At 67.6% G+C, this 19,327-nt stretch carries 13 protein-coding genes and 1 pseudogene; 9 read left to right on the top strand and 5 right to left on the bottom strand.

The features are described from left to right. The first annotated feature begins 7 nt into the window (after nucleotides 1-7). The 3 genes from WI26_RS20885 to WI26_RS20900 are packed head-to-tail and all read left to right on the top strand — an operon-like array spanning nucleotide 8 to nucleotide 4,178. Nucleotides 8-1,366 (top strand): LLM class flavin-dependent oxidoreductase, encoded by a 1,359-nt coding sequence (locus tag WI26_RS20885; RefSeq protein ID WP_069227034.1) that lies wholly within the window; start codon nucleotides 8-10, stop codon nucleotides 1,364-1,366. A 60-nt stretch (nucleotides 1,367-1,426) separates the two neighbouring features. Further along, complete coding sequence (locus tag WI26_RS33295; RefSeq protein WP_081334308.1) at nucleotides 1,427-3,211, top strand: amino acid ABC transporter permease/ATP-binding protein; 1,785 nt, start codon at nucleotides 1,427-1,429, stop codon at nucleotides 3,209-3,211. Nucleotides 3,212-3,245: 34 nt separating this feature from the next. Next, complete coding sequence (locus tag WI26_RS20900) at nucleotides 3,246-4,178, top strand: ABC transporter substrate-binding protein (RefSeq protein ID WP_069227035.1); 933 nt, start codon at nucleotides 3,246-3,248, stop codon at nucleotides 4,176-4,178. On the opposite strand, the pseudogene WI26_RS20905 reads toward WI26_RS20900, so the two are convergent. Beyond that, a pseudogene (locus WI26_RS20905) lies at nucleotides 4,160-4,543 on the bottom strand (LLM class flavin-dependent oxidoreductase); the annotation flags it as partial. The gene WI26_RS20900 and the pseudogene WI26_RS20905 sit on opposite strands and share 19 nt — an antisense overlap. Nucleotides 4,544-4,546: 3 nt before the next feature. Beyond that, entirely contained in the window at nucleotides 4,547-5,512 is a 966-nt protein-coding gene (locus tag WI26_RS20910) for an ABC transporter substrate-binding protein (protein ID WP_069227037.1), read from the bottom strand. A gap of 296 nt (nucleotides 5,513-5,808) precedes the next feature. Between WI26_RS20910 and WI26_RS20915 the strand changes: the two genes are divergently transcribed. The 3 genes from WI26_RS20915 to WI26_RS20925 all read left to right on the top strand — a co-directional run bounded on the left by WI26_RS20915 (nucleotide 5,809) and on the right by WI26_RS20925 (nucleotide 9,083). Beyond that, the gene (locus tag WI26_RS20915; RefSeq protein WP_069227814.1) at nucleotides 5,809-6,726 is read left to right on the top strand and encodes a serine aminopeptidase domain-containing protein; all 918 of its coding nucleotides are present in this window, start codon (nucleotides 5,809-5,811) and stop codon (nucleotides 6,724-6,726) included. Beyond that, nucleotides 6,723-7,154, top strand: coding sequence for a MarR family winged helix-turn-helix transcriptional regulator (locus tag WI26_RS20920; RefSeq protein WP_069227038.1), 432 nt, complete (start codon nucleotides 6,723-6,725; stop codon nucleotides 7,152-7,154). The genes WI26_RS20915 and WI26_RS20920 overlap by 4 nt, the downstream gene beginning before the upstream one ends. Nucleotides 7,155-7,622: 468 nt before the next feature. After that, a complete protein-coding gene (locus WI26_RS20925; protein WP_069227815.1) occupies nucleotides 7,623-9,083 on the top strand; it encodes a sialidase family protein in 1,461 nt (486 codons plus the stop codon). A gap of 64 nt (nucleotides 9,084-9,147) precedes the next feature. On the opposite strand, the gene adhP is transcribed toward WI26_RS20925, so the two are convergent. Next, nucleotides 9,148-10,176: an alcohol dehydrogenase AdhP gene (gene adhP / locus WI26_RS20930; protein ID WP_069227039.1), complete on the bottom strand. Its 1,029-nt coding sequence runs from the start codon at nucleotides 10,174-10,176 to the stop codon at nucleotides 9,148-9,150. Between the two features lie 403 nt (nucleotides 10,177-10,579). Between adhP and WI26_RS20935 the strand changes: the two genes are divergently transcribed. From WI26_RS20935 to otsA, 3 genes are all read left to right on the top strand, one after another. Further along, a complete protein-coding gene (locus tag WI26_RS20935) occupies nucleotides 10,580-12,658 on the top strand; it encodes a TonB-dependent receptor (protein WP_420480794.1) in 2,079 nt (692 codons plus the stop codon). A gap of 413 nt (nucleotides 12,659-13,071) precedes the next feature. Further along, nucleotides 13,072-14,709, top strand: a complete 1,638-nt coding sequence (locus WI26_RS20940; protein WP_069227041.1) for a methyl-accepting chemotaxis protein — start codon at nucleotides 13,072-13,074, stop codon at nucleotides 14,707-14,709. A gap of 508 nt (nucleotides 14,710-15,217) precedes the next feature. After that, a complete protein-coding gene (gene otsA, locus WI26_RS20945; protein WP_069227042.1) occupies nucleotides 15,218-16,624 on the top strand; it encodes an alpha,alpha-trehalose-phosphate synthase (UDP-forming) in 1,407 nt (468 codons plus the stop codon). Between the two features lie 22 nt (nucleotides 16,625-16,646). On the opposite strand, the gene WI26_RS20950 is transcribed toward otsA, so the two are convergent. Both WI26_RS20950 and ftsH read right to left on the bottom strand, forming a co-directional pair. Further along, nucleotides 16,647-17,114: an OsmC family protein gene (locus WI26_RS20950; protein ID WP_069227043.1), complete on the bottom strand. Its 468-nt coding sequence runs from the start codon at nucleotides 17,112-17,114 to the stop codon at nucleotides 16,647-16,649. 124 nt (nucleotides 17,115-17,238) lie between these two features. Beyond that, nucleotides 17,239-19,206, bottom strand: coding sequence for an ATP-dependent zinc metalloprotease FtsH (gene ftsH / locus WI26_RS20955; protein WP_069227044.1), 1,968 nt, complete (start codon nucleotides 19,204-19,206; stop codon nucleotides 17,239-17,241). Nucleotides 19,207-19,327: the final 121 nt, after the last annotated feature.

Consider the following 19,327-nt stretch of genomic DNA (forward strand, 5'->3'; position numbering starts at 1 on the left):
CGCCCCCATGACGACCCGACGATCGATTCCCTTCGGCCTGATGCTGCAAGGCGCAGGCAGCCACATGAACGCGTGGCGGCATCCGAGCAACCCGCCGGACGCGAGCATCAACCTCGACTTCGCGATCGGCATCGCGCGCAAGGCGGAAGCCGCCGGCATCGCGTTCGCATTCGTCGCGGACGGCCTCTACATCAACGAGAAGTCGATCCCGCACTTCCTGAACCGCTTCGAGCCGCTCACCGTGCTGTCGGCACTCGCGGTCGCGACGAAGAAGATCGGCCTCGCGGGCACGATCTCGACGTCGTACAGCGAACCGTTCACGGTCGCGCGCCAGCTCGCATCGCTCGACGCGATCAGCGGCGGGCGCGCGGGCTGGAACGTCGTGACGACGCCGCTCGAAGGCACCGCGAAGAATTTCGGCAAGGCGCATCCCGATCACGAACTGCGCTACGAAATCGCCGACGAATACCTCGACGTCGTGCAGGGGCTGTGGGACAGCTGGGACGACGACGCATTCGTGCGCGATCGCGCGACCGGGCGCTTCTTCGATCGCGACAAGCTGCATACGCTCGACCACCACGGGCGCTTCTTCCAGGTTGCGGGTCCGCTGAACATCCAGCGCTCGCCGCAGGGGCAGCCGGTGATCTTCCAGGCCGGCTCGTCCGATACCGGCATCGGGCTCGCGGGCAAGTATGCGGACGCCGTGTTCACGCATTCGCCGTCGCTCGACGAAACGGCCGCGTTCACGCGGCGCGTGAAGCAAAGCGCGGTCGAGCACGGGCGGCAGCCCGGCGACGTGAAGATCTTCCCCGGCGTCGGGCCGATCGTCGGCCGCACGGCCGCGGAGGCGGAAGACAAATACCAGGCGATCCGCGACCTGCTGACCATCGACGAGGCGCTCGCCTATCTCGGCCGTTATTTCGATCACCACGATTTCACGCAGTACGCGCTCGACGCGCCGTTTCCCGAACTCGGCGACATCGGCCGCAACAGCTTCCGCTCGACCACCGACCGGATCAAGGCCGACGCGAAGCGCAAGCAGCTCACGTTGCGCGAGACGGCACTCGCCGTCGCGACGCCCCGCCCGAACTTCATCGGCACCGCCGAGCACGTGGCCGACGAGTTGATCCGCTGGTACGACGCCGGGGCCGGCGACGGTTTCATCCTCGGTTTCCCGGTGCAGGCCCAGGGCGTCGACGACTTCGTCGAACTGGTGATTCCGGCGCTCGAGGCGCGCGGCCGCTACAGCCGCGACCTGCCCGGCGACACGCTGCGCGACCACCTCGGCCTGCCTCGCAAGGCGAGCCGTTACGCGGCGCCCGGCGCGGTGCAGCAACAGGACGACGCGGCCGAAGCGCACGTGTGACGCCGACGCGCCGCCAGTTCGCGGCGCGTCCCACCGACCCGATCGAGGACCCTCACCGACATGAGCGACACGACCCATCTCGGCGGCGCGCTGCCGCCGCTCTCTTCCCCTCACGCCCGCGACGCCGGCACGCGCCTGCGGATCGTGCCGGCCCGGCGCCGGTCGCGCACGGCCGGCACCGTGCTCGCGCTCGTGTTGATCGCGCTCGCGCTGCATTCGATTCTCGGCAACCCGCAATGGGGCTGGCCGGTGTTCGCCGAATGGTTCCTGTCGCCCCCGGTGCTGTCGGGTCTCGCGCGCACGCTGGTGCTGACGCTGCTCGGCGCGGTGTTCGGCTTCGCGCTCGGCGCGTTCGTCGCGCTGGCCCGGCTGTCGCGCTCGCGCCTGCTCGCCGCGAGCGCATGGACGTTTGTGTGGCTGTTCAGGTCGATTCCGCTGATCGTGCTGCTGCTGATCCTCAACAACCTTGGCTACCTGTACGAGCACGTGCGGCTCGGCGTGCCGTTCACCGACATCGTATGGTTCGACACGCCAACCACCGACCTGATCAGCCCGTTCCTCGCGGCCGTGCTCGGCCTCACGCTGAACCATGCCGCGTTTTCCGCGGAAGTGATTCGCGGCGGCATTCTGGCGGTCGACCAGGGGCAGCTCGAAGCGGCCGCCGCGCTTGGCCTGCCGCGCGGTCGCCAGGCCACGCACATCGTGCTGCCGCAGGCGATGCGCGCGATCCTGCCGACCGCGTTCAACGATCTGATTACGCTCGCGAAAGGCACGTCGATGGTTTACGTGCTCGCGATGCCCGAACTGTTCTACACGGTGCAGGTGATCTATCGCCGCAATCTCGAGGTGATTCCGCTGCTGATGGTCGCGACCGTGTGGTACCTGATCATCCTGACCGTGCTGTCCGCGATCCAGGTGCAGGTGGAGCGCCACTACGCGCGCGGCGCGCTGCGCAATCCGCCGCCGTCGGCGCTGACGTTCGTGCTGGCGCGCATCGGTGCGCTGCGGCGGCGGGCGGCGACACGCGGCGCGACGGCCGATGCGGCGGTTCAGGGCAACACCGCTGACGCGCCCGTGTCGCGCTCCGGCGGCGAAGTCGTCGTGCACAACGTGTCGAAGCAATTCGGCATGCAGCGCGTGCTCGACAACGTGTCGTTCGTCGCGCCGCGCGGCAGCGTGACGGTGATCGTCGGGCCGTCCGGCTCGGGCAAGTCGACGTTGCTGCGCACGATCAACCATCTCGAGCGCGTCGATGACGGCTTCATCGACATCGACGGCGAGCTGATCGGCTATCGGCGCGACGGCGACGTGCTGCACGAGTTGAAGGAGCGCGACGTGCTGAAGCGGCGCACGGCGGTCGGAATGGTGTTTCAGAACTTCAACCTGTTTGCGCACCTGACGGTGCTCGAGAACCTGATCGAGGCGCCGGTCGCCGTCGGCGGCGTCACGCGCGAGGCCGCCGAGCGCACCGCGCGCGCGCTGCTCGCACGCGTCGGCCTCGCTGACAAGGCCGACGCCTACCCGCGCCAGCTGTCCGGCGGCCAGCAGCAGCGCGTCGCGATCGCGCGGGCGCTCGCGTTGCGCCCGAAGGTGCTGTTGTTCGACGAGCCGACGTCGGCGCTCGATCCGGAACTGGTCAACGAAGTGTTGGACGTGATCAAGGAGCTGGCGCGCTCGGGCACCACACTCGTGATCGTCACGCACGAGATCGGCTTCGCGCGCGAAGTCGCGGACAACGTGCTGTTCATGGAGCGCGGCCGCATCGTCGAGTCGGGCCCGCCCGCCGTCGTGCTCGACGCGCCGGCCCATCCGCGCACGCGCGCGTTCCTGTCGCGGGTGCTCTGATGTGCGCCGCCCACCGTCCTCGAGGCAGCCGACGATGATCGACCGACGCCAGTTCATGACCGTCGCGCTGGCGGCCGCCACCGGCCTCCGGTGGCACGCAGCCGGGGCCGCCGCCGCGACGGCCGACCTCGATCCTCGCCAGGCCGGCCGGATCCGCGCGTCGCGCGACGATGCGGCGATTCGCGCGGCGAGCCATTATCGCTGGGTACGCGACGGGGCCTTCACCGTCGCGATTTCGCCGCACGCGCCGCCGGTGTCGACCTACGCGACCGACGCACGCACCGTCGTCGGGGCCGATCCAGACTATGCGCAGCTCGTCGCCGACGCGCTCGGCCGCACGCTGATGCTGGTGCCGATCGCGTGGGCCGACTGGCCCCTCGGGCTCACGTCGGGCAAGTACGATGCCGTGATCTCGAACGTCGGCGTGACCGAGAAGCGCAAGGAGAAATACGATTTCACGACCTACCGGCTCGGGCTGCACGGCTTCTACGTGCGCACCGCGAGCCCGATCGCGACGATTGCCGGGCCGAAGGACGTCGCGGGCCTGCGCATCATCACGGGTGCGGGCACGAGCCAGGAGCGCATCCTGCTCGAATGGAGCCGGCGTAATGTCGCGCAAGGGCTGAAGGCCACCGAGCTGCTCTATTTCGACGACGATGCGGCAGCCCGCGTCGCGCTGCTGTCCGGTCGCGCCGACGCCGAGCTGAACCCGAATGCGTCGCTGGCTTACGAGGCCGCGCGCGACGGCCGGATCCGCCGGGTCGGCGTCGTCAACGCGGGCTGGCCGGCGAATGCGGATGTCGCGATCGCGACGCGTCGCGGCAGCGGGCTCGCGCCGGCGCTGACGCTCGCGACGAACGCGCTCATCGGCAACGGCCGCTACGGGCAGGCGCTGGCGCGCTGGGGATTGCAGAGCGAGGCTATCGCGCACGCGGAGACGAATCCGCCGGGGTTGCCGTCGTTCTGAACCGAGCCGCGCCGCGCGCATGCGCGGACCCGCCCGGCGCTTTCCTGCGCGGCGGCTTCGGTGTCTGCGACGATCGGCCGGAACGACAAGCCGATGCGCGACGCGTGTCCGAACGGCACAGCGGCGGCCCAAACCCGCGCGACCCAATCGTGCATCGCGGCGAGCGGCTCGCCCCATGTCATGCAGACGTCCGCGTGCTGCCCGGCCACCGCCAGCGCGGCCGCGGCCTGCGACGAACCGCCGACATGAATCGGCACGTGCGGCCGCTGCGCCCTCTTCACGAACGGCGACGCAACGCGCAACCGAGAGAACGCGCCGTCGTGATCGACCGGCGCGTCGGCGAACCCGATGCGTTTGAACACATCAGGTCACTGCGCCGCGACCGTCTTTTGCGCGGGCGCCGAAAACGCGCCCGCATAAGAGCGGTCGAGCAGCTTCGCCGTGTCGTACGCGGCCGGAATCACGCCAGCCTTGTGCAGGAAATCGGCGGTGTTCTGCGCATCCTTCGCGGCCTTGTCGTCGACGGGGCCCACGCGCTGGTGCGCGTTGTCGAGCCAGCGATACGCGACGTCCGGCTCGAGCTTCGCGCGCTTCGCCCACAGGTCGGCATACTCGCGCGGGTGAGCGTCGACCCATTGGCGGGCGGCCACCACGCGCTTCAGGAAATCGGTGATCTCCGCGCGCCTGGCGGTCGCCGCCTGCTCGTTCGCCGCGACGAAGCTCAACGCGGGCATCAGCCCCTGCGCGGTCGTCACCGGCCGCGCGCCCTGCCGCAGCGTGAGCGTGCTGACGAAGGGCTCCCACAGCGACACGGCGTCGACCGAGCCGTTCGCAAGCGCGTTGGTCGCATCGATCGGCATCAGGTACGCGTACTTCACGGAATCCGCGCGCAGGCCGGCATGTTCGAGCGCGCGCAGCACGAGCTGCTGGCTCCATGCGCCGCGCCAGACAGCGACGGTCTTGCCCTGCAGGTCGGCGACGGTGCGCACCGGCGAGTTCTTCGGCACGAGGATCGCGACGCCGTCGAGGCTCTGCCGCGATACCGCGACCACCTTAACCGGCGCGCCGCGCGCGGCCAGCGTGAGCAACGCGGAATCGCCGAGGAAACCGATGTCGATCGCATTGCCGTTCAGGCTTTCGGCGACGGGCGCGGCGGCCTGGAAGTGCTTCCACTCGATCGTGTAAGGCAAGTCCTTCAGCACGCCGGACGCCTCCATCGACGCCTGGATGTTGAAGTAGTTCTGTTCACCGACGCGCAGCGTGACGGTGTCTTTCGCGATGCCTGGCTGCGCGGCGAGCGCGAGCAGCAGCGCCGTGACGATTCGGCTCAACAACGTGATCTCCCCGGAGGTTGGCGGGCGCTCGCGGCGCGGCGCCCTTGGATCCGCTTGCCGCGACAGCCGGCGCACGGATGGAACCGATGAAGATACGGTGATCCGCGTCGTCAGACAAACGCGATATTCCGCTATGCAAAGATGCAAATGTTTGTTGGAAAACCCGCCACGCAGCCTCGCCATCCACCGCGCGTCACGGGAAGCCGTTCGAATGATTCCTCGATAGATATTTCGCGCACGAAATAATTCGCGGACTATATTTCGCATACGAAATAACTTCCCGAATGAGGATGATCATGACATCGGAACCCGTCGAGTTCTCCGCCGCCGACGGCTACACGCTGCGCGGCACGTTGTGGTCGCCGGACGCGTCGCCGCGTGCGCTGGTGTTGATCCATCCGGCCACCGCCGTGCCGGAGCGGCTGTACGCGGGCTTCGCACGCTTCCTGACCGAACGCGGCTTCGCGGCGCTGACGTACAACTATCGCGGTATCGGCGCGTCGCGGCCCGCGCGGCTGAGCGCGCTGCAAACCCGCATGCGCGACTGGGTCGAACTCGACGTCGGCGCCGCGATCGCTTGGGCGAGGAATGCATACGCGCCGTTGCCGCTGCTGGCGGTCGGGCACAGCGTCGGCGGCCACGCGATCGGGCTGTCCGCCGGCACCGCGCATCTGTGCGCGGCGGTGATGGTCGCCGCGCACGCGGGCAGCACGCGCCTGATTTCACGCGCGGGCGAGCGGCTGAAGGTGCGGCTGATCCTGCGCGTGCTCGGCCCGCTCGCGTCAGCGCTGCTCGGCTACGTGCCGGGCAAGCGGCTCGGGCTCGGCGAGGATCTCCCCGCCGGCGTGTTTCGCGAGTGGAGCCACTGGACCACGCTGCCGCGCTACTTCTTCGACGATCCGACACTCGGGGCAGCCGAGCGCTTCTCGAAGCAGCAGTTGCCGATTCTCGCGCTCGGCTTCGATGACGATCCATGGGCGAACCCGCCCGCGATCGACCTGCTGGTAAGCTACCTGACCCGGGCGGCCGTCGAACGCCGTCAGATCGATCCGAGCACCGCAGGCAGCGGGCCGGTCGGACACATGGGCTTTTTCCGCAGCCGGCCCGGCACCGTGCTGTGGCCCGCGGTCGCCGACTGGCTCGCGCAGGCGCTCGACGCGCCGCGCGCCGCGGGTCGCCCGTCCCTTTCCATTGCAGCCGGGAACCGAGCTTGAGCGAAGACCGACGACTGTTTTTCCTGTTGAACATCGGCCAGCGGCGCGTGCAGCGCTGGGTCGACCGCAAGGCCGAGACCGATGCGCGCGCCAGCGCCGCGCAGGCCGGCGTGCTGTTCTGCCTTGCGAGGCAGGACGGCGCGCTGATCGGCGAAGTCGGTGCGGCGCTGCAGCTGGCGCCGTCCGCGATGACGGGGCTGGCCGACCGGATGGCGAAGGCCGGCCTGCTCGCGCGGCACGCCGATTCGGACGACGGGCGAGCAACGCGCCTGTTCCTGACCGACGAGGGTCACGCGGCGCTCAAGCGCGCGCGCGTGCTCCTGCGCGAACTGAACGGCAAGCTGTGCGACGGCTTTTCCGACGACGAACTCGACGTCGTCGCGCGCTGGCTGCACGCGTTGCAGGACCGCTTTCCTGTCGAACGCTGAGCGGCCGGCGGTGCGTCGCATCGGCACGATGCGGTGCAATCCACGCGTAATCGAAAGCGATTCCGATTCGCACTTTCGATTCGGCTTCCGAACTTTCCGGCGGCAAATTTTGCGTTCGTGCGGCACTGCCTCGGCAACGCTTTCCGGCTACGTCCTGTTACAAAAAATTGCCTGCCGCGCGTCATGCGGATCGCCTACATTGCAATCCACTTCGACGCATTCGTCGTATGCACGGACCTGGCCTTCCCGTTGCGTCCGCATCCCGGGAAGCACCCGACAAGCATTGAAAATGAAAAGGTGTCTTGACCGACGTGCTGGCGGCATCCAGCACACGCGGATTGCGATGACTCAAGCGGCCTCCTGAACGACACCATCCGACACGTGGTGCGGCATCCATTGCCGCCGCGTTCCGGTGCGCGACGTGCCGCCGCCGCGCCATCGCCGCCGCCCGTGAACGAGGAGCAGTCCATGCGACGCACGATGGTGTCCCACTCACATATCATCCGCCTCACCCGCCTGTCCGCCGCGATCGCCATGTCGATGGCCGCCGCGGCGGCCGCGCACGCCGACCCCGTGGCCGTGTCCGGCCCGAGCCCGTTCGCCGCCTGCACCATCGGCGGCCCCGGCACGAACTACGTGAACGCCGAGGTCGAACCGTGGCTGTCGGTCAATCCGGCGAACCCGACCAACATGATCGGCGTATGGCAGCAGGATCGCTGGTCGAACGGCGGCGCCCACGGGCTCGTCGCCGGCTACACGTTCGACGGCGGCGCGACCTGGGCGCGCACGCCGCAACCGTTCAGCGCCTGCGCGCCGGGCGGGCTCAAGTACGAGCGCGCGTCCGATCCGTGGGTGTCGTTCGGCCCCGACGGCACCGCGTATTCGGTATCGATCTCGTTCAACCAGTCGAACAACAGCAATGCGGTCGCGGCGTCGGTGTCGACCGACGGCGGGCAGACGTGGAGCAGCCCCGCCGTGCTGATCGCGAACGACGAACCAACGACGCAGTTCTTCAACGACAAGGAATCGGTGACGGCGAATCCGGTGAAGGCCGGCACGGCCTACGCGGTGTGGGATCGCCTCGAACTGCCGAACGGCAACCCGTACGCGAACCTGCACACGCAGGCATACCGAGGGCCGACGTTCTTCTCGAAGACGGTCGACGGCGGCAAGACGTGGAGCGCCCCGAAGGTGATCGTCAACGTGCCGTCGCGTCAGCAGACGATCGGCAACCAGATCGTCGTCGACCCGAAGACCGGCACGCTCTACGACTTCTTCGACCTGATCCAGCCGCCGTTCAGCAAGGCAGCCGGCAAGGTCGCGTTCATCAAGTCGACCGACGATGGCGCAACCTGGACGACGCCGCAGGTAATCGCCGGGCTGCAGACGGTCGGCGTGACCGATCCGAACACCGGCGAGCCGGTACGCACCGGCGACATCATTCCGGAGCCCGCGATCGATCCGGCATCGGGACAACTGTACGTCGTCTGGCAGGACAGCCGCTTCAACGGCGGCAACTACGACGAGATCGCGCTGTCGACGTCGAAGGATGGCGGCGCGAGCTGGAGCGCGCCGCTGCAGGTGAACACGCCGACCGGGCGTGCCGCGTTCAATCCGTCGGTGCGCGTCGACAATGCCGGCTCGGTGATGGTCACCCACTATGACTTCCGCGACCTGCAGGCCGGCAACACGACGACGCTGCCGACCGGATTCTGGCGCAAGGTCTCGCATGACGGCGGCGCCACGTTCGCGGACGAGCGCCGCGTCGGCGGCCCGTTCGACATGAAGATCGCGCCATACGCGGAAGGCTTCTTCATCGGCGATTACCAGGGACTCGACGTGCTGCCCTCGTCGTCGTTCCATCCGTTCTTCGTCCAGACCAACGCGGGCAACCTGACGAACCGCACCGACGTGTTCTTCGCGCCGTGATGCGCGCTTGAGCGCAGCGCTGCCGCGACGCACCGCGCGTCGCGGCAGCGCGCCCGAGTGCGCGTCAATGCATGTCGGTCAGCACGATGCGGCCGTCGACCTTCCCTTCGCGCAGCCGCGCGAATATGTCGTTGATGTTGCCGAGCCGGTCGCGATGGATATGCGCGCGCACCAGCCCGTCCGCCGCGAAATCGAGTGATTCCTGCAGATCGCGACGCGTGCCGACGATCGAACCGCGCACCGTGATGCCGTTCAGCACGGTCGAGAAGATCGGCAACGGGAAATCGCCGGGCGGCAAGCCGTTGAGCGCCACCGTGCCGCCACGGCGCACCATCCCCAACGCCTGCGCGAATGCGCTGCGCGACACGGCCGTGACCAGCACGCCATGCGCGCCGCCGATCTCCTTCTGGATGACCTTCGCCGGATCGTCCGCCGACGCATCGATCGTCAGTTGCGCGCCAAGCTGGCGAGCGAGTTCGAGCTTGGGCGCTGATACGTCGATCGCCGCGACGTGCAGGCCCATCGCGCGCGCGTATTGCACGGCTACGTGGCCCAGCCCGCCGATGCCCGAAATCGCAATCCACTGGCCCGGACGCGTGTCGGTGACGCGGATGCCCTTGTAGACGGTCACACCCGCGCACAGGATCGGCGCGATCTCGTCGAACGCAACCTGCGCGGGCAGGTGACCAACGTAGTCGGGATCGGCCAGCACGTATTCCGCATAGCTGCCGTTGACCGAATAGCCGGTGTTCTGCTGCCCGTGGCAAAGGGTTTCCCAGCCGGTGTGGCAATACTCGCAGTAACCGCATGCCGTGTAGAGCCAGGGCACGCCGACGCGATCGCCCTCGCGCACGTGCGTGACGCCCGCGCCAACCGCCGCGACGACGCCCACGCCCTCGTGCCCGGGAATGAACGGCAGCGTCGGCTTCACGGGCCAGTCGCCGTCGGCTGCATGCAGGTCGGTATGGCAGACGCCCGACGCCTTGATGTTGACGAGGATCTGGCCGGGGCCCGGCGTCGGGACCGGCACTTCCTCGATGCGCAACGGTTCGCCGAACGCGTGCACCACGGCCGCTTTCATGGTTTGTGTCATGCGTCGCTCCTGTCTGTTCGATGACCGGGCCAGTATCCGGACTCGACACCGGAACGCATTGATACGCATCAACGGGGCAGGAAACGCGTGCGACAGTCGCGGCTTCGTCGCGAGACGTGCCGTGCATGCCGCTGGTGTCCGGTTGGCGGCCGCCGCTGCTTTCGCGGCCATTTCAGCCGTGTGTCGGGCACCTTGGGACACCCCGCCGTTTCGCTTGGAATTTGAAATGATATAACATATCATTTTGCGACCTCGCCCACCCGAAGTCGTTCCATCGGGTGGCCGGGGTTCGCCGAGTCATATCCAAACGGGTCACTGCGCGCCATAGACGCAACAATATATCGTATCCAGCCATGACCCGCATGACTCGCTTTCCGATCCGACTCCAACCGATGCACCGACCATGCGCGACCTCCCTCGACTACCGCTTCGCCCGTTCCCGCCCGTTTCGCTGATGCTGTTCGCCGCCGTCGCGCACGCGCAGGCCGATACGCCCGCCTCGCCGACACCCATGCAAACCACGCCGCTCGCGCCGATCTTCGTGACCGCGAATCCGCTCGGCGACACCGAGCTGAGCGCACCGACCGCGCAACTGTCCGGCGACGCGCTGACGCGCCGCCAGGCCGATTCGCTCGGCGAGACACTCGACGGCCTGCCCGGCGTGTCGACCACCACCTATGGGCCGATGGTCGGCCGCCCGATCATCCGCGGGATGGACGGCGACCGGATCCGGCTGCTGCAGAACGGCGTCGCCGCCTACGACGCCTCGTCGCTGTCGTACGACCATGCGGTACCGCAGGATCCGCTGTCGATCGAGCGCATCGAGATCGTGCGCGGACCGGCCGCGTTGCTGTACGGCGGCAACGCGGTCGGCGGCGTCGTCAACACGATCGACAACCGGATTCCCCGCGAAGCGATCGAAGGCGTGACGGGCGCGCTCGACGCGCGCTACGGCGGCGCGAATTCGGTGCGCGCGGGCGCCGCGCAGGTCGAAGGCGGCAACGGCCGCTTCGCGTTCCATGTCGACGCATTCGACCGGGAAACGAGCAAGCTGCGGATTCCCGGCTACGCGCGCAGCAGCCGGCAACGGGCGATCGACGATCCCGACACGCCGCAACCGGTCGGCAACGTGCCGAACAGCGACGGCCGCGTGCATGGCGGCGCGCTCGGCGCGTCGTACACGTGGGCCGACGGTTTCGCGGGTCTGTCGTACAGCGGCTACGAGTCGAACTACGGCTCCGTCGCCGAGGACGACGTGCGCCTGCGGATGCGCCAGGAACGCCTTGCGTTCGCGTCCGAGGTGCGCAACCTGAGCGGCCCGTTCACGAAGCTGAAGTTCGATTTCGCATACACCGACTATCGTCACAAGGAAGTCAACAACGGCAAGACGGCCACCACCTTCCGCAACCGCGGCTACGAGGCGCGCATCGAGGCGCGGCGTCGCAGGATCGGCCCGTTCGAAGGCGCGATCGGCGTGCAGTTCGGCCAGAACACGTTCTCCGCGCTCGGCGACGAATTGCTCGTGCCGTCCACGCGCACGAACAGCGTCGCGCTGTTCGGTCTGGAGGAATGGCAGGTCGTCCCCGCGCTGAAGCTGAGTCTCGGCGGGCGCCTGGAGCACGTGAAGGTCGATCCCGATCCGGCCGGCGTCGAGAAATTCGCGCTCGCGCAGCCGCGCGACTTCAATGCCGGCAGCGTATCGGCCGGCGCGCTGTTCTCCCTGACACCCGTGTGGTCGGTCGCGGCGAACGTCGCATACACGGAACGCGCACCGACCTTCTACGAGTTGTACTCGAACGGCCCGCACGACGCGACCGGCCAGTTCCTGATCGGCAACCCGAACGCGTCGAAGGAAAAGGCCGTGTCGACCGACCTGTCGCTACGCTATGCGAGCGGCCCGAACCGCGGCAGCGTCGGCGTGTTCTACAACCGCTTCTCGAACTACCTGACCGAGTACAACACGGGCCGCGTCGTGAACGCCGACGGCGAACCGGTCGCGCCCGGCGCCGACGATACGCTCAACGAAGCGATCTATCGCGGCGTGCGCGCCGAGTTCTACGGCGTCGAACTCGACGGCAAGTGGCGCGCGTTCTCGCGGCGCGGTCACACGGTCGATCTGGAACTGACCGCCGACTACACGCATGCACGCAACGTCGACACCGGCCAGCCGCTGCCGCGCATCGCGCCGCTGCGCGCGACGCTCGCGGCCGACTACGGCTACGGCCCATTCGGTGCGCGCGCACAGGTCACGCACGCGTGGTCGCAGCACCGCGTACCCGACAACGACTTCCCGACCGACGGCTACACATCGCTCGGCGTGATGCTCACGTACAAGTTCCGCGTCGGTGCGACGCACTGGCTCGCCTACCTGCGCGGCGACAACCTGACGAACCAGGAGATCCGCTACGCGACCTCGGTCGTGCGCGGTTTCGCGCCTGAAGGCGGCCGCAGCGTGATGGCCGGACTGCGCACGACGTTCTGATCGAAGGCCCGCGCCGGCGGTCGCGTGCCGGGTCGAACGGGCGCGTATTCGTACGCGCCCATTTTTTTCAGGGTCGCATCGCGCGTTCCCGGTCGTCCGAACATAAATACGCGGTTTACCCGCAAATCAACGAACATGCCCATCGGGCGATTTGAACGATCGCCCCGAACTTATTAACTTTCATCAAAAAATCGATTTTCATATCCGCGTATGAACGCGACGATCATCGGTAATTCGCGAGCCTCGTTCCGGATCGAGAATGACCAATCGGCGGGGGTTCCAGCGAGAAAAAGATAAATATCAGGGTTTTCGATGGGTCAAGAACTATCCGGCATTCCCGTTAATGACGGCACGGGCCTGCACGCGGACGAACAATAAATTCCCATCGCCAACCACTCGCACAGAGGCACATCGTGAAAATCGCCAGAATAACCATCAAGGCAAAACTGCTTGGCGGATTTGGTTTGCTCGCCGCGGTCGTCGTGGTCGTGTCGGGCATGGCGCTGAAAGCGCTGTCCGATACGAACGACGAGTTTTCCCGGTACATGAACGGCGTCAACGCGCGCGCAAACCTGTCCGCGCAAATCCGGACGGCGGTCGACCGGCGCGCCATCGCCGCGCGCAACCTCGTGCTCGTGACCACACCGTCCGACATCCAGATCGAACTCGCCGACGTGCAGCAGGCGCACAAGGATGTGCAGGAGCGTCTCGCAAAACTGAAGGACTTGATGGCCAATGCGACTGACACGACCGATCGCGCACGCGAGCTGGTCGCCGAGATCGTGCGCGTCGAAGCGAGCTACGGGCCCGTCGCGCTGAACATCGTCGGGCTCGCACAGGCAGGCAAGAAGGACGAGGCGACCGCCGACATCGACAATCGTTGCCGTCCGTTGCTCGCGCAACTTGTTCGCGCAACCGATGCGTACGCAACCTACACGCGCGAGCGCGAAGCCCAGATCGCGCAGGCATTCGCGGATCGCTACATGCTCGAGCGCAACTTGTTGCTGGCGATCTGTGCAATCGCAATCGTGGTCGCGGTCGGCGGCGGCCTGTGGCTGACGCGCAAGATCACGGTACCGATCGTTGCGGCGGTGCACGTGGCGCGCACGGTAGCCAATGGCGATCTCGGCAGCCGCATCAGCGTGAGCGGCAACGACGAGACCCGCGACCTGCTCGACGCGCTGCACACGATGAATGCGCGGCTGATCGACATCGTCGGCCGCGTGCGCGATTCGTCGAACAGCATCGCGCACGCGGTGGGCGAGATCGCATCGGGCAACCTCGACCTCAGCCAGCGCACCGAGGAACAGGCCGCATCGCTGCAGGAAACGGCGGCGACGATGGAAGAATTCACGTCGACGGTGCGACTGAACGCGGAGAACGCGCAGCAGGCGAGCACGCTTGCCGCGAACGCGTCGGACGTCGCGCAGCGCGGCAGCTCGGTGGTCGGCCGCGTGGTCGACACGATGACGGAGATCGGCAACAGCTCGTCGAAAATTGCGGACATCACCGGGATCATCGAAGGCATCGCGTTCCAGACCAACATCCTCGCGCTGAACGCAGCCGTCGAGGCGGCACGCGCGGGCGAACAGGGCCGCGGCTTCGCGGTGGTCGCGAGCGAGGTGCGCAGCCTCGCACAGCGTTCGTCCACGGCCGCGAAGGAAATCAAGGAACTGATCTCGGCATCGGTGCAGACGATCCAGGACGGTTCGGCGCTCGCGGGTGAAGCCGGCGAGACGATGTCGGACGTGACGCGGGCCGTCGCGCGCGTCACCGACATCATGGGTGAAATCGCGGCGGCATCGGCCGAACAGAGCCGCGGCATCGACCAGGTGAACCTGACGATCACGCAGATGGACCAGACGACGCAGCAGAACGCCGCGCTCGTCGAACAGGCCGCGGCCGCGTCGAAATCGCTCGAGGCGCAGGGCCGCGATCTGTCGGAGACGGTGTCCGCGTTCCGGATGCCGGCCGAAGGACATGCGATGTCGGCACACGCGCGCAAGCACGCGGCCGACAGCGCGTCTCACTGGCGTGCGGCCACCACGTAACGCGTCACACGGAGCACGATGCGCGGCCGCGCGGACACGGTCCGGCTGCGCATCGCCACCACCTGCGTTCGGACCTGAAACGCCAGGCATCGTGCGGCACACATCCTCTCGCGCTTCGACACGCGCATCGCGATCGCTCGAAGCAGTCCGGATCGATACGAAACTTGACCGCGCGCGCATGCTCATCGTGTGGGTGGTCCCCGCTTCTGCGCAGCTGCACTTCTCGTTGGCGATAGTGCTGCGCAATTTCCGGTCCCGCCCGCTTACGTGGAAGCGGCAACGAAGCGGCAAATATTGCAGGCAGACGCGAATTTTCCGATCGCGGTCATGCACTTTTAAATCATCCGAATGACGAGTATCCTAAAAAAGCACTCCACGTTCGAACGGCGAATCGCGTGCCCTGATTCCCGTCCATACGTATTGCGGCCCCATCGCGCCATGCGCCGGTGGCGGCGTCCGCCTCACGCCCTGGCCGCACGAACCTTCCCAACCATTCGCAGGAGAGCTGGTGAGCCGACTCGTCGTCGTATCCAATCGCATTGCAGATCCCCGTAAAGCCGCGGCAGGCGGGCTTGCCGTGGCCGTGAAAGACAGCCTGCAGGAATCGGGTGGCGTCTGGTTCGGGTGGAGCGGCAGGCTGCGCGGCGACGGCGAGCGCCCCGCGCACAGCGACGACGTGCAGATCCAGAATGTCGGCGGCATCCAGCTCGCAACGATCGATCTCGATCCACAGGATTACGACGCGTATTACCTCGGCTACTCGAACAACGTGCTGTGGCCGGTGTTCCACTACCGCCTCGACCTCGCGCAGTTCGACCGGCGCTTCGCGGACGGTTATCGGCGCGTGAACCAGCTGTTCGCGCGCAAGCTGAGCACCCTTCTACGCCCCGACGATGTCGTCTGGGTCCACGACTACCAGTTGATTCCGCTTGCGGCCGAGCTGCGTGCGATGGGCTGCACGAATCCGATCGGCTTCTTCCTGCACATTCCGATGCCGCCGCCGCCGATCATGGCCGCGATCCCGGAGCACGAATGGCTGATGCGCTCGCTGTTCGCCTACGATCTCGTCGGTTTCCAGACCGAGTCGGATCTGCTTCACTTCGAGCACTACGTCGAGGCGGAAGCCGGCGCCGCGCGGCTGCCGGACGGCCGCCTGCAAGCGTTCGGCCGCACGCTGTCGGCCGGTGCATTCCCGATCGGCATCAACGTCGACGAATTCGCGGCGCTCGCGGAAAACCGCGACGGCATCGACATGTTCGAGCGGATGCGCGACGAGTATTCGCGCCGCCAGCTGCTCGTCGGCGTCGACCGGCTCGACTACACGAAGGGGCTGCCGCAGCGCGTGCACGCGTTCCGTCAGTTGCTCGAACAATATCCGGAGAACCGCGACCGCGCGACGCTGATCCAGATCGCCGCGCCGAGCCGCGAGGATCTCGGCGCGTACGACGATCTGCGGCGCGAGATGGACAGCCTGTGCGGCGCGATCAACGGCGATTACGGCGAACTCGAGTGGATGCCGATGCGCTACATCCACCGCACGGTCGCGCGCAAGCGCTTGCCGGGCCTCTACCGCGCGAGCCGCGTCGCGCTCGTCACGCCGCTGCGTGACGGGATGAACCTGGTCGCGAAGGAGTTTCTCGCCGCGCAGGACGAGGCCGATCCGGGCGTGCTGGTGCTGTCGCGTTTCGCGGGCGCCGCCGAGCAACTGAAGCCCGCACTGCTCGTCAATCCATACGACACGCAAGGCACCGCGCAGGCGATCCAGCGCGCGCTCACGATGCCGCTCGACGAGCGTCGCCAGCGTCACGACGCGCTGATGGCGATCGTGCGCAAGACCGACGTGCACTGGTGGCGCACACGCTTTCTCGACGCGCTCGCCGAAGCGGCGGAAGTCGCCTCCGCGACCGCGTCCTGACGCACCGACGCCAGCCGCACGCTCACACGCCGGTCGTCTCGCGGTCGAGCACCGTGCCATTCACGTCCCGCACCGCTACCGAGATCGGAATGCCTTCACGCATGCTCTCGGTCACCACGCAATACGCATCGAATCCGTCGAGCATGCGCGTCGCCGCCGCGAGATCGGCCCATGCCTTGCCGACCGACAGCGTCACGGCCATCGCGCCCACGCGCACCCTGCCCGCTTCGTTCTGCACCATGTCGACGTCGATGTGCGCGGTGACCGGCTGCGGATCGACGCGCTGTTTCTCGAGGGCGAACAACAGGCTCGCCGCGAGGCAGCTCGCGACCGCCGCGGCCAGCAGCCGGACGGGGTTCGGGCCGCGCCCGGCGCCGAGCGGCGGCGGCTCGTCGGTGAGCACCGGCGAAAGCTCGGTGCCGGCAAACGTGACTTCGAAACTGAAACGCGCATGCTGCGCGACATCGACCGATACGTGCGCCTCGCTCATGGCGACTCCGTGACTGGAAAAGGAGAAACGAAACGCCGGCGCAACGCCGCGCCGGCAAGGTTGAATCTCGGCGACGGCACGGCGCGATCGTGGCCACCCGCCGGCTGCGCGACAGGCCCGCGCTTCAGCGTTCCGGTTCGCGCGGCGGCCCGTATGCGACGAAATCGCGCTCGATCGCCGACGCCTGCTCCGGCGCATTCGCGCCCGCGCAAGGCGCGCGATCGGTCGGGGATGGCGCGGCGTCAGGCGTCTCGCGCCCGTCGATCAGCGCCTGCAGCGCATCGCGTTCGAGCACCTCGCACGCGAGCAGCCGCCGTGCGATCCGCTCGAGCGCGTCGCGACGTTCCCCGAGCGTCGACGCGACGCGCGCATGCGCATCGGTCAGCAGCGTATGCACCTCGTCGTCGATCATCCGTGCGGTGTGTTCGCTGCAGCGCCCCTCGCCCGCATGCCACGCGCCCGGCATGCCGGTGCGCGCATCGCCGTCGTCGAAGCTCACCAGCCCGATCCGCTCGCTCATCCCGTACTGCATGACCATGTGGCGCGCCATCGCGGTCGCGCGCTCGAGATCGTTCTGCGCGCCCGTCGATACGTCGCCGAACACGAGTTCTTCCGCGACACGCCCGCCGAGCAGCGCATCGATCCGGTCGAGCAGCTCGCTCCTGCGCAGCACGTAACGATCCTCGGTCGGCACCTGCTGCGTATAGCCGAGCGCGGCCACGCCGCGCGGAATGATCGATACCTTCTTCACCGGATCGCAATACGCGCGGCTTTCCGCGACGAGCGCATGGCCGGCCTCGTGATAGGCGATGGTTAGCTTCTCCTGCGCGTTCATCACGCGGCTCTTGCGCTCGAGGCCGGTCAGCGCGCGATCGATCGCCTCGTCGAAGTCGTCCATCCCGATCGCCGGCTTGCCGCGTTCCGCCGCATGCAGCGCGGCCTCGTTGACGACGTTCGCGAGATCGGCGCCGACAAAGCCCGGCGTGCGCGACGCGAGTTCGCCGAGATCGACGTCGGCCGCGAGCTTCACGCGCTTCACGTGCACGCCGAGTATCTGGCGGCGGCCGTTCACGTCGGGCCGGTCGATCGCGATGTGACGGTCGAAGCGGCCGGGGCGCAGCAGCGCGGGATCGAGAATCTCCGGCCGGTTGGTCGCGGCCATGATGATCACGCCGGAGCCGGCCTGGAAGCCGTCCATCTCGACGAGCAGCTGGTTGAGCGTCTGCTCGCGCTCGTCATTGCCCGACATCGGCCCGACGCCGCGCACCTTGCCGAGCGCATCGAGCTCATCGACGAACACGATGCACGGCGCTCTTTGCTGCGCCTGCTCGAACAGGTCGCGCACGCGTGCCGCGCCGACGCCAACGAACATCTCGACGAACGCCGAGCCGCTGATCGAGAAGAACGGCACGGCCGCCTCGCCGGCCACCGCGCGCGCGAGCAGCGTCTTGCCGGTACCGGGAGCGCCGACGACCAGCACGCCCTTCGGAATCTTGCCGCCGAGCCGCTGGTAGCGATCGGGATCGCGCAGGAACGCAACAAGCTGCTGCAGCTCGGCCTTTGCTTCGTCGATGCCGGCGATGTCGTCGAACGTGATGCCGGTTTCCTGCTGCACGTATACGCGTGCGCGGCTCTTGCCCATTCCGGTGAAATCCTGCAGCCCGCCTCGCTTGCGCAGCATCAGGTTCCAGATGAACACGAACGCGACGAGCGGCACCAGCCACGACGCGAGCGACGTGATCCAGCCTGTGTCGGACGTGCCGTGAAAACGAATGCCGGCGGCGGTCAGCGTGTCGATCAGTTGCGGATCGGTCACGCGATTGGTGGCAAAGCGCGGCGGCGTGCCATCCGACTTCACGGCCGCGACTTCGGACGCCGGCAGCATCGCGCCGGCTTGCGGCATCGTCAGCGTGCCCGTGATCGTCGTCGATCCTATCTCGAGATCGTCGACGAGCCGCGCGGCGACGAGCCGATGGAAATCGCTGTATGCGATCAGCGTCGACGCCGGGCGCAGCATCACCAGTTGCGCGGCGAACAGCACGAAGAAGCCCGCCGCGATCAGCAATCCTGCGTAGTCGAGTTTCCTGTCCATGGCATCGGGCCGGCCGGGCGCACCGCCGTGCGCTTATGCCGGTCCGCGCGCCGGGCCGGCACGCGGCATCGGCAGCCGCGCGCATACGGAATGCGTCCGCGTCATCGTCGCCTCGTTTCGT

This window comes from Burkholderia diffusa (genome assembly GCF_001718315.1).
In the GTDB taxonomy this organism is placed as follows: domain Bacteria; phylum Pseudomonadota; class Gammaproteobacteria; order Burkholderiales; family Burkholderiaceae; genus Burkholderia; species Burkholderia diffusa_B.

What these genes read in the sequence shown, in the direction of transcription:
- WI26_RS20900 (WP_069227035.1), top strand. Translation starts at nt 3,246, where the DNA reads ATGATCGACCGACGCCAGTTCATGACCGTCGCGCTGGCGGCCGCCACC.
- WI26_RS20950 (WP_069227043.1), bottom strand. Translation starts at nt 17,114, where the DNA reads ATGAGCGAGGCGCACGTATCGGTCGATGTCGCGCAGCATGCGCGTTTC.
- WI26_RS33295 (WP_081334308.1), top strand. Translation starts at nt 1,427, where the DNA reads ATGAGCGACACGACCCATCTCGGCGGCGCGCTGCCGCCGCTCTCTTCC.
- WI26_RS20925 (WP_069227815.1), top strand. Translation starts at nt 7,623, where the DNA reads ATGCGACGCACGATGGTGTCCCACTCACATATCATCCGCCTCACCCGC.
- WI26_RS20915 (WP_069227814.1), top strand. Translation starts at nt 5,809, where the DNA reads ATGACATCGGAACCCGTCGAGTTCTCCGCCGCCGACGGCTACACGCTG.
- adhP (WP_069227039.1), bottom strand. Translation starts at nt 10,176, where the DNA reads ATGACACAAACCATGAAAGCGGCCGTGGTGCACGCGTTCGGCGAACCG.
- ftsH (WP_069227044.1), bottom strand. Translation starts at nt 19,206, where the DNA reads ATGGACAGGAAACTCGACTACGCAGGATTGCTGATCGCGGCGGGCTTC.
- WI26_RS20885 (WP_069227034.1), top strand. Translation starts at nt 8, where the DNA reads ATGACGACCCGACGATCGATTCCCTTCGGCCTGATGCTGCAAGGCGCA.
- WI26_RS20935 (WP_420480794.1), top strand. Translation starts at nt 10,580, where the DNA reads ATGCGCGACCTCCCTCGACTACCGCTTCGCCCGTTCCCGCCCGTTTCG.